A 15,900-nucleotide genomic window follows, 5' to 3' on the forward strand; every position below is an offset into this window, starting at 1 on the left:
GCATGGCAAAACAAGGCACTATACTAGTTGTGGATGATAACAAAGGTATCCTGACCGCCGTACAAATGCTGTTAGGAACTTGCTTCGAGAAGGTTATCACCCTTTCTACCCCGAACAAGATAAAAAACACGCTGCACGATGAGAACGTGGATGTCGTATTGCTCGACATGAATTTCAGCGCCGGTATAAACAGCGGCAACGAGGGACTGTTCTGGCTCTCCGAGATCAAGAAGGCTTATCCCTCGATACAAGTCGTTCTCTTTACCGCCTACGCCGACATCGACCTGGCGGTACGAGGTATCAAGGAAGGAGCCACCGACTTCGTAGTAAAGCCTTGGGACAATGCTAAATTGTTGGAGACCTTGCAAGCCGCATACCAAATCCGATCGGCCAATCATAAAAGCGGTGCCGGCGACAATCAGTTGGTATCCAAGGAAAGCGGTATGTTTTGGGGAGACAGCAACGCCATGCGACAGCTACGGATGCTGATAGAGAAAGTAGCCAAGACAGACGCCAATATATTAATCACGGGAGAGAACGGAACCGGCAAGGAAATGCTGGCCCGGGAGATACACCTGCTATCCCCCCGCAAGGACGAGGCCATGGTATCGGTAGATATGGGCGCGATCACGGAGACGCTGTTCGAGAGCGAGCTGTTCGGCCACGTAAAAGGAGCCTTCACCGACGCCCGGGCAGATCGCCCCGGTAAGTTCGAGGTAGCGAATAACGGAAGCTTGTTCCTCGATGAGATCGGGAACCTGTCTTATCATTTGCAAGCCAAATTATTGACCGCCTTGCAACGCCGGAGCGTCGTACGGGTAGGCAGCAATACCCCAGTTCCCATCAATATCCGCCTGATCTGCGCCACGAACCGCGACTTGCAGGAGATGGTGCGGAAAGAGCAATTCCGAGAGGACTTGCTGTATCGTATCAATACGATACACGTAGAGATCCCGCCCTTGAGGGAGCGGCCGGAGGATATCGTACCGCTTACCGAGATATTCGTCGCGAAATATACCCATATCTACGGTAAAAAGCCCATGATCCTTACTGACGACGCCAAGGAAAAGCTGATAGCCCAACCTTGGCTAGGCAATATCCGCGAATTGGAACATACCGTGGAGAAAGCGATTATCATCGCCGACACCGATACTTTAGATGGCAACAATTTCGATTTTCCCCGTAAACGGGAAGCGCCCGTCAAGCATGACATCACTACGCTCGAGGAGATGGAGTATACCATGATTAAGGCCGCCATGGATAAATTCGGCGGGAATCTATCGCTCGTGGCGAACCAGTTGGGAATCTCTCGACAAACGCTTTACAATAAGATTAAGCGGTATGAACTTTAAAAGCATTTATGACAGCCTCACCTTCCGCCTCGCCCTCGTTATCGGGCTGACGGCGGCACTCACCTATCTGGCCTTGGCGAAAGAATGGGGAGGGCTCCTGCCCTTTGGCATCGGATGGTTGGCGGCCTTGCGGGGCATCAGTCTTTTGTTCAAGCGGAATGCGCAAAAGGTAGCCTTCATGTTCGACGCAATCGACAACAACGATTACGCCTTCAAATACGCTACCCGGGGGCGTTCATCCAACGACAAGATGGTTAGCGAGTCCTTAAACCGTATCACCCGGATACTTTTTCAAGCGAAAGCCGAAGCGATCCAGAAAGAGAAATATTATGAGTTGATCATGAACCAAGTGAATACGGGTATTATCGTAGAAGATGATAAAGGCTATATTTTTCAGACCAACAACGAGGCCCTGCGACTGCTGGGACTGACGGTCTTCACCCATGCCCGCCAACTCGGACGTATCGACGAGAACCTAGAGCGCCTCATCAGCGACATTCGTCCCGGCGAGAAGCATCAGATCTCCTTTATCAACGAGCGGGGTACGGTGCATCTCTCGATCCGCGTCTCCGAGATGACGCTCCAAGAGAAACACGTCCGCATCATCGCCATCAATGATATCAACAGTGAGCTGGACGATATGGAGATCGAGTCATGGATGCGGCTGACACGCGTCTTGACCCATGAGATCATGAACTCCGTCACCCCTATCACCTCCTTGAGCGACACCTTGCTTTCCCTCCATCAGAATGTCGACGAGGAGATACGGGGTGGCTTGGAGGTAATCAGCTCTACCGGGAAGAGCCTGATCGCGTTCGTCGAATCTTACCGCAAGTTTACGCATATACCGACTCCTCAGCCCTCTTTATTCTACGTCAACAAATTCGCCGAACGACTCACGCAGTTGGCCCGCCACCACAATAACTACCCGAACATAACCATTCGCATCGACGTGGAACCGGAGGATTTGATCGTCTACGCCGACGAGAACCTGATCACGCAAGTAGTCTTGAACCTCCTGAAGAACGCCATGCAAGCGATCGGGCACGAGCAAGAAGATGGACTGATCCTGCTCAAGGCGTATTGCGACCCCAACGAGGCGGTGATCCTGGAAGTAACGAACAACGGCCCCATCATCCCCCCCGAGGAAGCCGAGCATATATTCGTGCCGTTCTTTACCACGAAAGAAGGCGGAAGCGGTATCGGGCTGTCCATCTCGCGGCAGATCATGCGCCTGTCCGGCGGCAGCATCGCATTGAGAAGCAACCCCGCCCAGCGGCAGACTACCTTTGTGCTGACATTCCCATAGCTTCGCTTACCGTATCCGCATAACCGCGGATACGCGACCGTCGAACGTATTTTCGGCCACCGTTAGGTAACAACGAAACCATTCGTATCTTTACGCTGTTTTTAATTAAAAAAAGATCCCTACAGACATGAATTTACTAGACAAACTGAAGATCAACCACCGCCCCCGCTCCGGGGCATTGGATTTGCTAAAATATATCGGTCCCGGATTACTCGTCACCGTAGGCTTTATCGACCCCGGAAACTGGGCGACGAATCTCGCGGCAGGCTCCGAGTTCGGCTACGCCCTTCTGTGGGTCGTCACCTTCTCGTCCGTCATGCTGATCATTATCCAGCACAACGTGGCCCACCTCGGTATCGTGACAGGCCTCTGCCTCTCGGAGGCGACCAACAAATACATGCCCCACATGCTAAGCCGCCCGATCCTGGGATCGGCCATGCTCGCCAGCATATCCACCTCCCTCGCCGAGATACTCGGCGGAGCTATCGCCCTCCGTATGTTGTTCGGTGTGCCGATCAAGGCGGGAGCGGTGATCGTCACCATCACATGCCTTGCCATGCTATTCAGTAATACATACAACAAAACCGAACGCTGGATCATCACGTTCGTGTCCATTATCGGGCTCTCGTTCCTATACGAGCTGGCGTTGGTAGACGTAGACTGGGGGAAAGCCGCGGCAGGCTGGGTGAAACCCACCTTCCCCGAGAACTCCATGCTGATCATCATGAGCGTACTGGGAGCCGTCGTGATGCCTCACAACCTGTTTCTGCACTCGGAGGTGATACAGAGCCGGGAATGGAACTTGGAGAACGAGTCGGTTATCAAGAGACAACTGAAGTACGAGTTCTACGACACGCTTCTGTCCATGGTGATCGGCTGGGCGATCAACTCGGCGATGATCATCTTGGCCGCCTCTACCTTCTTCAAGCAAAACATCGCCGTAGACGAGCTCGAACAAGCCGGGCAACTATTGGTACCCCTCGTAGGAAACAACGCCGGGGTGATTTTCGCCGCCGCCCTATTACTGGCAGGAATCTCCTCGACCATCACATCCGGTATCGCCGGGGCTTCCATCTTCGCCGGATTCTATGGCGAGGCGTACCATCCTACCGACCCGCACTCAAAGCTGGGAGTCCTGCTGTCGTTCGTCCCCGCCTTGGCCGTCATCTTCCTGATCGGCGATCCGTTCAGGGGACTGATTCTGTCGCAGATGCTGTTGAGCGTGCAATTGCCGATCACGGTCTTCACGCAAGTGTATCTCACCTCCAGCAAGAAGGTGATGGGTGTCTATGCGAACAGCCGCTCTACAACGATCCTCCTCTTACTACTGGGAACGATGGTAACCGCCCTAAATATAGCCCTGCTTACCAGCCTATTTTAAAAAGAAATCGCTACCTTTGCCCCATTCGAAGAAAAACTATCAATTTTTAAGTATGAGCGATATCAATACAAACGAAGGAGAAGAAGGCAAGAAGAACCTGAATTTCATTGAGGCAGCCGTGGAGAAAGATTTAGCGGAAGGCAAGAACGGAGGACGTGTACAAACTCGTTTCCCGCCCGAGCCCAACGGATACCTTCACATCGGCCACGCGAAGGCCATTTGCCTGGATTTCGGCATCGCTGAGCGCCATGGTGGTATCTGCAACCTCCGTTTCGACGACACGAACCCGGTGAAGGAGGATGAGGAATATGTGGAGGCGATCAAGGAGGATATCCGATGGCTGGGATACCAATGGGGAACTATTTATTACGCGTCCGACTACTTCCAACAATTATGGGATTTCGCGATCCGCCTCATCGAGGAAGGTAAAGCATATATTGACGAGCAGACATCCGAACAAATAGCCCGGCAAAAGGGCACACCTACACAACCGGGCATCGAGAGCCCCTATCGAAACCGTCCGATCGAGGAAAGCTTAGCTCTCTTCAAGAAGATGAACACGGGTGAGATAGCGGAAGGAGCCATGGTACTCCGCGCGAAGATTGACATGGCAAACCCGAACATGCACTTCCGCGACCCGATCATCTATCGGGTGGTTAACCATCCGCACCATCGTACGGGTACGACATGGAAAGCGTATCCGATGTATGATTTCGCCCACGGGCAGAGTGATTTCTTCGAGGGTGTGACGCATTCCTTGTGTACCTTGGAGTTTGTCGTACACCGTCCTCTGTATGATTTGTTTATCGACTGGCTGAAGGGAGGCGAGGACTTGAACGACAACCGTCCGAGACAGACCGAGTTCAACAAACTGAACCTGAGCTATACGCTGATGAGCAAGCGTAACCTGCTTACATTGGTAAAAGAGAACTTGGTAAACGGCTGGGATGATCCTCGCATGCCGACCATCCGCGGTTTCCGCCGCCGGGGCTACTCTCCGGAGTCTATTCGTAAGTTCATCGACAAGATCGGTTATACGACCTACGACGCCCTGAACGAGTTCGCCTTGCTGGAAAGCGCCGTACGCGAGGATCTGAATGCCCGCGCCACCCGTGTATCCGCCGTGATCAATCCGGTGAAACTGATTATCACCAACTATCCGGAAGGACAGGTCGAGGAGCTGGAAGCGATCAACAACCCGGAAGATCCGGCAGCCGGCAGCCATACGATCGAGTTCAGCCGCGAGCTGTGGATGGAACGCGAGGATTTCATGGAAAACGCTCCCAAGAAATATTTCCGGATGACACCGGGACAAGAGGTTCGTCTGAAAAACGCTTATATCGTAAAATGTACGGGCTGCAAGAAAGACGAGGACGGCGAGATTACCGAGGTATATTGCGAATATGATCCGAACACCCGCAGCGGTATGCCGGATGCTAACCGTAAAGTAAAAGGCACCTTGCACTGGGTAAGCCGCGCCCATTGCCAAAAAGCGGAAGTACGCCTATACGACCGCCTTTGGAAGGTGGAGAACCCTAGAGACGAATTGGCCGCTATCCATGAGGAGAAGCATTGCTCTCCGCTAGAGGCCATGAAGGAAATCATCAACCCGGACTCCTTGGAGATCCGGAAAAACTGTTACGTAGAGAAGTTCGCGGCTACCTTGCCCGCACTTTCTTACCTTCAATTCCAACGCATCGGCTATTTCAACATAGATAGCGACTCCACCCCCGACAACTTGGTATTCAACCGCACCGTAGGGCTAAAGGATACATGGAGCAAGATTAACAAATAAAAAACAGCAAATGAAAAAAGACGATATCTCACGCTTGTTACAACGTTACCTCTCAGCGAAAGAAGAGGGTAAGGAACCCTATTTCGATGCCGATCAAATCGATGAAATGCTAAGTAGTTTTGAGGATTCGAATGATTATACTTACTTCGATGAAGTCTTAGACCTCGGGCTGAAGCTTCATCCCGGTAATTCCGCCCTGCGAATCAAGAAAAGCAGGCAATTTGTGTATAACGAGGATTATGAGAGCGCTCTCGCTATGCTCAAGAATATAGCGGAAACCGATAACCAAGATCTGGATATGTTAAAACTGGAATGTTATTGCTCGCTCGACCAATATTCCAAGGTTCTGGAAATCACGGAAGAACTGATCGCCAGAGATTGTGACTATTTGGAGGAAGTATTCGAGGAGATCTCTCCCATCCTGACTGATTTAGACATGAATGAAGAGGCCCGGGATTTCGTAGACCGCGGCTTGGCTTTATTCCCGGATAACTTGATTCTTAAGAATGAGCTTTGCTACATCTTTGAGGCGGAAGGAGACGTCCCCCGGGCGATCGAGTTGTGTAATGAGTTGATCGATAAGAATCCTTACTCATACGAGTATTGGTTCACGTTGGGAAGGCTACATTCCACGGTTGGCGATTACGAGAAGGCGATCGAGGCTTTTGACTTCGCCTTGACGTGCGACGATTCCGATACGGAACTGAAAATATTGAAAGCGTACTGCCTGTACATGAACGGGAGTTACGAGAAGGCGATCGAGGAATATCAAGAGATCGAGGGTGATGAGGAAGTGACGCGGCGTATCTCTCCTCTCATGGCGAAATGTTATGTGAGGCTGGAGCAATATGAGAAGGCTTACCAACTGCTTTCCACGGTCATAAACGATCCGGATATGGAGGATGGGGCAACCAATTATATCAATTATATCAATTGCTGTACCGAGACCGGACGTAACGACGAAGCTTCCAGCAAGTTAACCAAGGCAGTGCAATTGTATCCGGACAATGTCCGTATCCTTTCTCTTTTATCGCTTAGCCTGCTTGACAGCGGGAAAAAGGAGGAGTCTGTCGAAATTACGAATAAGATATTCAAGATCATCGATAGCAATAACATCGATCCGGAAATTCAAGAGGAATGCAACAGATTGATTCATGCCGGGGAATATTTGCTTTCTATAGGAGAGGTGGACAAAGCGATCTCTTATTACAAGAAAGTCCTTCAAATCAACCCGAAGACCCCGCTGATTCATATTCATTTGGCCATGGCTTATCTGCATAACCAAGATCTGAAAAATTTCGCGAATCATATCAATCAGATACCCGAAGAAGATCTTTTCCGCTTGATTCGTAAAATAAAATCGGGCGCGTTTGGGGACCTTGACATCGATTCTGATAACGAGGAGGGACCTATCCAACCCAAGGATCTGGCAAAAGAGTTTTTAAAGAATAAAGATAACAGTAATTAGACAAATCGGTAATGCAATATGCCTGACAAACGAAATCTCAAGGACTACGTTTTTTTAGTATTAAAAGGTATGGGTATGGGAGCGGCGGATGTCGTTCCCGGCGTGTCGGGAGGAACGATCGCCTTTATCGTAGGCATCTACGAGGAACTGATCAACGCTATCAAAAGCATTAACGGGACGGCGTTGAAACAATTATTCACAGGGGAGATAGCCGCCTTCTGGAAAGGAATCAACGCTAAATTCTTGCTTTCTATCGTGGCCGGTATCAGTATCAGCATATTCTCGCTGGCGAAGATCATTACGTATCTCTTGGTGCATCACCCGATCTTGGTATGGTCTTTTTTCTTTGGCTTGGTACTGGCCTCTACCTGGTTCGTCTCTAAGGATATCAAGCGATGGAACTGGAAGACGATCTTGAGCTTCGTGGTCGGGGCGGTGGTCGCTTTTTATATCACCGTGGCGACTCCCGCCGAGACTCCGAGTAATTTGCTCTTTATCTTCCTCTGTGGAGCGATCGCTATTTGCGCCATGATCTTGCCGGGTATCTCGGGTAGCTTTATCTTAGTGCTGCTCGGGAAGTATTTCTATATCATGGAGGCGGTCAAGACGTTTAACGCTCCCGTTATGTTGGTGTTTATAGCGGGCGCGGCTATCGGTATCACGACGTTCTCCCGGGTATTGTCTTTCGCTCTTCGTAAATTCCATGATATAACGATCGCCGTATTGTCCGGATTCATGCTGGGTTCGCTTAACAAGGTATGGCCTTGGAAACAAACGATCGAGACCTATGTGGATAGCCATGGCATCACGAAGCCGTTGGTGGAGGCGAATATCGCCCCGAATCAGTTTGTCTGGGAAGCCGTCGGATTGATGATCTTAGGTTTCGGGATCGTATATTTTCTGGAAAAACTCTCACAAAAAAGCGCTAAGGCGTAACCGGATATTACAATGGGCATTATAAGGTGATTAGAATGCCCGTTATAACCTTCTTTGAATGGGCATTGTAAAGAGCTTACGATGCCCATTGTTATTTACCTACATTTTATCATCGCACATCGTACTTTTCCAATAAGCGAAATCCTCTCCATACCAGTAAGGTGATAAAGAAGTAGCAACACATAGAAGACCGGACAAAACGATTGTCTTGGATTTGACAAGAATAACTTTGCCTCTTTCAAATAGCATTCACTCAATAGTAAGTGGAACAGTTCGGCCGTTACCTGATAGGAGACGAGGTTTTCATGTTCCACGTATTCTTGCGGACGGGAAAAGTTGTCAGTTTATTTGCGTAATCCGCTGATTTTTTGTACCTTTATGCCCTAATAAAAAGGGATTCGGTCATGGACAATCATAAAGATACAGCTCCCCAAAGCTATGTTTCGGAAGCCAAATATGCCGAACTGATGGCCTTGTACCGGGCGGCGCTCTCCAGCGCCGCCGAGAAGGATGAGCGGCTCATGGCCGAACAGGTGCTTCGTAATGAACTGGTGGAACGTGGGTGCGCCGGATATAAGGCAAGCCTGGAGGCCAAGTTTGACGAGGAGCGCCGCAAGGAATGGGTTGTCGTGCGCAACTTGTCTGTCGTGGTGAGGGTACTCCCGAAGATATGTTGAAGGATCTTTTGCCCCAAAATTGGGTAAACAGGAGAACATGATCTGAATCCTGTCAAGGTCACCCTTGTGATATTTAATCTTTATCAATTATTAAAATAAGTGGTACAGGCTGTTTGTGATACAAACAAGTCGGCTTTCACCGAACGCTTACACTCAATAAATGAAGAATTATGGTAAGTATTAAAGTTAAATCCAGACCATCGCGTACAAACGGTACATCTTTTTTCGCATTCATGCAGGAGGTGATCTCCAAACTCAAACAACAAGGGAAAACTCGGACAAGTGAAACCTACCTCACCACCCTAAACAGCTTCATGCGGTTCAGGAGAGGTAAAGATCTGTCACTCGATGAAGTCGACGCAAATCTGATGGTCACTTATGAGACTTGGTTGCGATCGAAGAATATTTCCATGAACACGATCTCTTTCTACATGCGTATCCTAAGAGCTACCTACAACCGGGCGGTTGAAAAAGGACAGATCCTTCAACAATATCCATTCAAACCGGTATATACCGGGATCGAGAAAACGGCCAAAAGAGCCATTCCCCTTCGCGCTATCCAACAAATCAAGGCACTAGATCTGACAAGCGATCCTCCCAGACGTTATGCCCGGGATATGTTTCTCCTCTGTTTTTATACAAGGGGAATGTCTTTGATCGACATGGCTTTCTTGAAAAAGAGGGACATCACCAACGGCATCCTTTCTTATCGACGGGAAAAAACGGGGCAACAACTCTTTATCAAATGGGAAACATGCATGCAAGAGATTATCGACCAATACGACATTCCGGACTCCCCCTATCTACTCCCCATTATCAGTAAACCGGGAACCAACGAGAGAAAACAATACATCAATGAGTCGCATCGAATCAATCGGCATCTCAAAAACATCGGAAAAGAGTTGGGTCTCCCCCTCCCTTTAACTTTATATGTGGCCCGCCACACATGGGCCAGTATCGCAAAAAGCGAGAATATACCTATTTCTGTCATCAGTGAAGCCTTAGGACATAACTCGGAGGCCACAACCAGAATCTACTTAGCTTCATTGGATACAACAACGATAGACAATGCCAATAAATTAATATTAAACTTGTTACAATAGTTTGAGATGATAGGAAGAATGTTCATCTCTCCGTAAGAGATGAACAACGGGTGCGAAGTTAATGAAAACTTTGAAAAATAGCACTACTCATCGCAAAAAAATTCTACGATATATGCCAACTCTACAAACGTAAGGATAAACACTAAACAAGTAGCATTCATAAAAAAAACACATAAATCATTGCTCATTAACATATTATAAAACAGACACAACCCATTATTCATCTCTTACGGAGAGATCTATACATAATACCTGTTTTCAGATGAAAGAAAAAAAAGGTAACACTTTAGGGGAATCTTCCTCTACTTATGGCTCAAATAACAATAACTGCTTGACTTCTAGTAGAAAGAACTGTCTTGCAGGATTTAAAGAATTACCCTTTATCTAACCATGGCTTCTATAATCGGCTCTACAAAGACATCCAAATACTGGTATGTGATGCGCGATCTCAAACGCTCTAACGCAAAGCTTCCGGGCTACAAATTGCTTGAGAAAAAACAGATTCGTGTATTCACTCCGATGAAATGGGAATTAACCGGAAAATCGGGAATACAAACACGTGAACAAGTACCGGTGATAAAAGATTTACTTTTCGCCTATTCCTCCCTAGAAGAACTTGCGCCTATCCTCCAAGAGGAGCCGAAACTTCAGCACCGCTACGTACGCGGAGGCAAACAGCATGAGCCTATGATCGTAAGAAGTGATTACATGGAACGTTTCATTCATGCCGTGCAGAGTAGCGACACCCCATGTTTCTACCTACCGGAAGAAATCACTCCAAATATGTATAGGCGCAGAATCCGGATAATCGGAGGAGCGTTGAATAATTACGAGGGCCATTTGGTCACAGTACGAGGTTCACGAATAAAACGCTTGCTCGTGGAATTACCCAATCTATTGGCAGTCGCGATCGAGGTAAATCCGGAATATATCATGCTGATCGATTAACAACAGAGAAAAATCATCATTCAAAACAACATAAACAAACATGAGTTTAAGATACACATTCATCAACGTACTCGTTTCCATCGCATTACTAAGTTCCTGTTCCACGCCTAAAGGCATCACTTACATGCAAGGCGTGTTTGAGGAAATGCCACAGGAAATCATACAGCAAAGCAGGATTACCGTTCAGCCGGACGACAAGCTGTCCATCGTAGTCAGTTCCAAAGATCCGGAACTTGCCGAAGTTTTTAACTTAGCGGTCGCACGTCATCAAGTCGGACAGTCTATCACCAATAACAATATGCAGCAAACCGCCTTGTTTACGGTCTCTCCCAGTGGCTTTATAAACTATCCGGTCATCGGAGAGATATACATCGCAGGACTGAACCGGCAAGAGGTAGCCCAGCTCATTCAAAAAGAGTTGATCTCCCAAAACCTGCTAAAGGATCCTGTCGTCACGGTAGAGTTCATGAATACCACGGTCTCTGTCTTAGGAGATGTCAGCCGTCCGGGAGAATATCCCATAGACCGAGATGATTTGAACGTCATACAGGCTATCAGCAAAGCGGGAGATCTCAACATAACCGGTTTACGAGAGAATGTATTGGTCGTACGCAAAAAAGACGGGAAAAACATCGCCTACCGTCTGGACTTGACAAACGCGCAATCCCTGTTCCAATCACCCGCCTTCTATCTCCGTCAGAACGACATTGTGTATGTCGAGCCCAACGACATGAAGAAACGGCAGTCCACGGTCAACGGCAACACGGTACAAACCCCCAGCCTTTGGATATCCATCATATCCTTACTCACGACCATATCAGTACTTGTCTTTAAATAAGATCGATTATGACAGCGAGAAAAAACACCTTGAAGAACCCGGCGATCAGTCAAGTCCAGATCAGCGACATCCTGTTTATCACCCTCAAGAAATGGTACTGGATCCTAGCCTCGCTTACGATCTGCGTAGGAGGAGCCTACCTATACCTACTGCGCAGCCAACCTACCTATACCCGTACCGCAGCCATCGTTATCAAAGACGATTCGAAAGGGAAATCCGCCTCAGCGGAGTTGGATGCCTTCTCCGACATGGGGCTTATCCAGACAAACACGAACATCAACGATGAGATAAACAAGCTCCAGTCACCCGACATCATGGAGGAAGTGGTGAAACGCCTGCACTTGGACATGGGGTATTGGACAGACGGACGTTTCCACCGAGAGATCGTTTACGGCCCGTCGCTTCCCCTATCCGTCTCGTTCCCCTCCTTGCTGGAAAGCGAGAGCGCGTCCGTAACGATCGACATCTCGAAGAGCGGCACGCTAACCCTATCCGATCTCACCCATAACGGGGAGGAGGTCACGTTTTCACCGAAAGCGATTTCCGGCGACACCCTCTCCTCTCCTCTTGGGCCGGTCGCAATCCATAAGACCGCCTATTTCCAGCCCGGCACGGACTACCGGATCTACGCCGCGAAAATCCCCTTGAAATCAGCGATCGCAATGTTCTCCGGGAAACTGGTTGTAGCGCTTAAAAGCGACAAAGGAAGCACCATCAACCTAACAGCCACAGATCAATCCACCTTACGCGCCGAAGACCTGCTCAATACGGTCATCAGCGTATATAACGAGAAATGGATCGAGAACCGCAACCAAATATCAATCAGCACCTCCGAGTTCATCACCGAGCGTCTCGGCCGGATCGAGCAAGAGCTGGGATCGGTAGATCAAGACATATCCTCCTACCAAAGCGAGCACCTCATCCCCAACGTGCAGCAGGCGGCCAGTATGTACATGTCCGAAAATCAAACCGCCTCCGCACAAATACTCGACCTAAGCAACCAGCTGCAAATGACACGTTATATGCGCAGCTACTTGGTCAACGAGTCCAACAAGAAACAATTGCTGCCGGCTAACTCCGGTATCGGCAACATGTCGATCGAGAGCCAGATCGCCGAATACAACACGAAGATGGCGCAACGCAACCAATACGCGGCCAACAGTTCCGACACGCATCCGCTGGTCATAGACCTAGATGCCGTATTAGCCGGTATGCGCAACGCCATTATCTCTACGATCGACAACCGGATCACCGCATTGAACACCCAGATCAAGAACTTGCAACAGAGCAAAAACAAGATCACCGTCCAACTCTCCGCTAATCCATCACAAGCCAAATACCTGCTTTCCGTGGAGCGCCAACAGAAAGTAAAAGAATCCTTATACCTGTTCTTGCTGCAAAAACGGGAAGAAAACGAGCTATCACAAGCGTTCACCGCCTACAATACGCAAGTGATCACCAAGCCCAACGGCTCGAATGTCCCGACAGCCCCGGCGAAAAGCAAGATCTTGCTGGGCGCATTCGTGATCGGTCTGTTCTTGCCATTTGGCATAACCTACCTCATCGAAAGCAACAACACGAAAGTACGCGGGCGCAAGGATCTCGATGTCCTCTCCGCCCCATTCTTGGGAGAGATCCCTTTTGCCAAGAACCGCAAAGGCGAGACCTCCGACACGAAGATCGTGGTAAAGCATGGAAAACGCGATGTGATAAACGAGGCATTCCGCGTGCTGCGCACCAACCTAAGTTTCTTATCCGCCCAAGACAACGGATGCGGCGTGATCATGCTCTCGTCATTCAACCCCGGATCGGGAAAAACCTTCCTTGCCTTGAACATAGGTACGAGTCTCGCCATAAAAGGAAAAAAGGTATTGGTGATCGATGGCGACATGCGTCGCTGCTCCGCTTCCGCATACGTAGGCTCGCCACGAAAAGGGGTCAGCGATTACCTGATCGGAACGATAGAAGAGATTGGCTCACTGATCGTAGCGGATACCCTCACCCCGGGATTAAGCATACTGCCGGTCGGCCCTATCCCCCCCAACCCTACCGAGCTGTTGGAGTCTGACCGTTTCTCCAGCCTGATAGCGGAACTCCGGAAACACTATGACACCATTCTCATCGACTGCCCGCCCTTGGAGATGATAGCCGATGCACAGATCATCGAGACCGTGGCAGACCGGATGATCTTCGTGATCCGCACAGGCGTATTCGATCGTTCGATGCTGGCCGATCTGGAGAAGATCTACGAATCGAAAAAATACAAGAACATGGCAGTCGTATTGAACGCCACGCCGATGAAAGGTTTCCATTACGGGTACAAATACGGTTACGGTTATGGCTACGGCAATTATAACCATTATACATCCGACAAGAGCTAAATGCATCTCCTAGACCTATTCCGATACACCCGGACAGGGAAATCCCGTGCGCAAAGCCTGTTCGCGGGTCTCACCGATTACCACACCCACCTCCTGCCGGGTGTGGACGATGGCGTAGAGACCATCGAAGAATCCTTGCGCTGCCTGGAGGCTCACGAGCGACTAGGTTTCGAGGAGGTGTGGCTTACCCCACATATCATGGAAGATATCCCGAACACGACCGATCGGTTGAGAACGATATTCGAGCGATTGCGGCAAGCCTACACCGGACCGATCCGTCTGCGCCTAGCCGCCGAGTACATGATCGATCCGCTACTGTCCGAACGCTTGGAGGCCGACGACCTGTTAACGATAGACGACCACCTGCTGGTGGAAACCTCCTACTTCGACGCTCCCAAGCATTTGCGCGAGTTATTGGCGCGTATCGCTGAGAAAGGATACACCCCGCTGCTGGCACATCCCGAACGCTATAACTACATGAGCGAACCGGATTATCACCGACTAAAAGGCCTAGGCGTACGGTTCCAATTGAACCTGCTCTCGCTCACCGGCCTCTACGGGCCGCACGCCAAGGTAAAAGCGGAGAAACTTTGCGCGGGGAGATTGTACGACCGGATCGGATCGGATCAGCATACCCCTCGACAAAGCGAAGCGCTGGAACGGATGGCGCATACCGCCGCGTTCATACGCCCTCTATCCTCTTTAAATATCCATTCGCATCAACAATCGAATAAAATATGTCAATCAAAGTATTAGTAACCGGAGGAGCCGGTTTTATCGGCTCCAATTTAAGCGAACATCTGTTACGACAGGGTTATCATGTCCGTTGCTTAGACAATTTCGCTACCGGGAAATGGGAAAACGTAATTGGCTTTACGGAACAATACGCAGATCGTTATGAACTGTTAGTCGGCGACATCCGCCACCCGGAAGATTGCCGTAAGGCGGTGGAAGGGGTGGAATATGTTTTCCATGAGGCCGCCCTAGGCTCGGTGCCCCGATCCATCAAAGACCCGGCTACCACCAACGCCGTGAACATCGGAGGTTTCCTCAATATGCTACTCGCCGCCCGCGACGCACGAGTGAAACGTTTCATCTTCGCGGCCAGCTCTTCAACCTATGGTGACAGCACCTCGCTGCCCAAGGTAGAGGAAGTGATAGGCAAGCCTTTGTCTCCTTACGCGATCACCAAATACGTGGACGAGCTGTACGCGGATGTATTCGCCCGCACGTATGGCACGGAATACATCGGCCTGCGTTACTTCAACGTTTTCGGTCGCCGTCAGGATCCCAACGGGGCATACGCCGCGGTGATCCCGCTATTCGTCAAGCAATTCATGCGCCACGAAAGCCCCAACATCAACGGCGACGGCAACTACAGCCGCGACTTCACCTATATAGACAACGTGATCCAAATGAACATGCTCGCCATGCGCACGGAAAACCCGGAAGCGGTCAACCAGATCTACAACACGGCTTTCGGCGAGCGCACGACACTCAACCAATTGGTCGGCTACCTGAAAGAGTTTCTTTCGGCTTTCGATCCGGAAATCGCGCACGTAGAGCCTACCCATGGCCCCAACCGCGCCGGCGACATCCCCCACTCCTTGGCTAGTGTGGACAAAGCAAAGCAATTGCTGGGTTACGATCCAAAATTCAGCATGAAACAAGGATTGAAAGAGGCAGTTAAATGGTATTGGGAAAATATTTAA

Annotated in this window: 14 protein-coding genes; all 14 read left to right on the plus strand. The window is 49.7% G+C overall.

The features are described from left to right. Nucleotides 1-2 precede the first annotated feature (2 nt). The 14 genes from G7Y39_RS00165 to G7Y39_RS00225 all read left to right on the plus strand — a co-directional run bounded on the left by G7Y39_RS00165 (nt 3) and on the right by G7Y39_RS00225 (nt 15,900). A complete protein-coding gene (locus G7Y39_RS00165) occupies nt 3-1,352 on the plus strand; it encodes a sigma-54 dependent transcriptional regulator (RefSeq protein ID WP_165153883.1) in 1,350 nt (449 codons plus the stop codon). Next, nucleotides 1,342-2,661 (plus strand): PAS domain-containing sensor histidine kinase, encoded by a 1,320-nt coding sequence (locus G7Y39_RS00170; RefSeq protein WP_165153885.1) that lies wholly within the window; start codon nt 1,342-1,344, stop codon nt 2,659-2,661. The genes G7Y39_RS00165 and G7Y39_RS00170 overlap by 11 nt, the downstream gene beginning before the upstream one ends. Before the next feature lie 127 nt (nt 2,662-2,788). Then, nucleotides 2,789-4,042, plus strand: coding sequence for an Nramp family divalent metal transporter (locus tag G7Y39_RS00175; protein WP_165153887.1), 1,254 nt, complete (start codon nt 2,789-2,791; stop codon nt 4,040-4,042). 52 nt (nt 4,043-4,094) lie between these two features. After that, nucleotides 4,095-5,837: a glutamine--tRNA ligase/YqeY domain fusion protein gene (locus tag G7Y39_RS00180; RefSeq protein WP_165153889.1), complete on the plus strand. Its 1,743-nt coding sequence runs from the start codon at nt 4,095-4,097 to the stop codon at nt 5,835-5,837. Nucleotides 5,838-5,847: 10 nt separating this feature from the next. After that, nucleotides 5,848-7,305 (plus strand): tetratricopeptide repeat protein, encoded by a 1,458-nt coding sequence (locus G7Y39_RS00185; protein ID WP_165153891.1) that lies wholly within the window; start codon nt 5,848-5,850, stop codon nt 7,303-7,305. A gap of 18 nt (nt 7,306-7,323) precedes the next feature. After that, the gene (locus G7Y39_RS00190) at nt 7,324-8,241 is read left to right on the plus strand and encodes a DUF368 domain-containing protein (RefSeq protein WP_165153892.1); all 918 of its coding nucleotides are present in this window, start codon (nt 7,324-7,326) and stop codon (nt 8,239-8,241) included. Between the two features lie 404 nt (nt 8,242-8,645). Next, complete coding sequence (locus G7Y39_RS00195) at nt 8,646-8,918, plus strand: hypothetical protein (RefSeq protein WP_165153894.1); 273 nt, start codon at nt 8,646-8,648, stop codon at nt 8,916-8,918. A 170-nt stretch (nt 8,919-9,088) separates the two neighbouring features. Continuing rightward, the gene (locus tag G7Y39_RS00200; RefSeq protein ID WP_165153896.1) at nt 9,089-10,021 is read left to right on the plus strand and encodes a site-specific integrase; all 933 of its coding nucleotides are present in this window, start codon (nt 9,089-9,091) and stop codon (nt 10,019-10,021) included. A 262-nt stretch (nt 10,022-10,283) separates the two neighbouring features. Continuing rightward, nucleotides 10,284-10,409 carry a hypothetical protein gene (locus tag G7Y39_RS13785; protein ID WP_255452997.1) on the plus strand — a complete coding sequence of 42 codons (126 nt, stop codon included), beginning with the start codon at nt 10,284-10,286 and terminating at the stop codon, nt 10,407-10,409. A 2-nt stretch (nt 10,410-10,411) separates the two neighbouring features. Beyond that, nucleotides 10,412-10,969 carry a UpxY family transcription antiterminator gene (locus tag G7Y39_RS00205; protein ID WP_165153897.1) on the plus strand — a complete coding sequence of 186 codons (558 nt, stop codon included), beginning with the start codon at nt 10,412-10,414 and terminating at the stop codon, nt 10,967-10,969. 40 nt (nt 10,970-11,009) lie between these two features. Then, on the plus strand, nt 11,010-11,807 hold the full coding sequence (locus tag G7Y39_RS00210; RefSeq protein WP_165153899.1) for a polysaccharide biosynthesis/export family protein: 798 nt from the start codon (nt 11,010-11,012) through the stop codon (nt 11,805-11,807). Nucleotides 11,808-11,815: 8 nt separating this feature from the next. After that, on the plus strand, nt 11,816-14,188 hold the full coding sequence (locus G7Y39_RS00215; RefSeq protein ID WP_165153906.1) for a polysaccharide biosynthesis tyrosine autokinase: 2,373 nt from the start codon (nt 11,816-11,818) through the stop codon (nt 14,186-14,188). Continuing rightward, complete coding sequence (locus tag G7Y39_RS00220; protein WP_165153908.1) at nt 14,189-14,944, plus strand: tyrosine-protein phosphatase; 756 nt, start codon at nt 14,189-14,191, stop codon at nt 14,942-14,944. After that, nucleotides 14,926-15,900, plus strand: coding sequence for an SDR family oxidoreductase (locus G7Y39_RS00225; RefSeq protein ID WP_165153910.1), 975 nt, complete (start codon nt 14,926-14,928; stop codon nt 15,898-15,900). Before G7Y39_RS00220 ends, G7Y39_RS00225 begins: the two co-directional genes overlap by 19 nt.

Source organism: Parabacteroides sp. ZJ-118 (assembly GCF_011038785.1).
GTDB lineage: Bacteria > Bacteroidota > Bacteroidia > Bacteroidales > Tannerellaceae > Parabacteroides.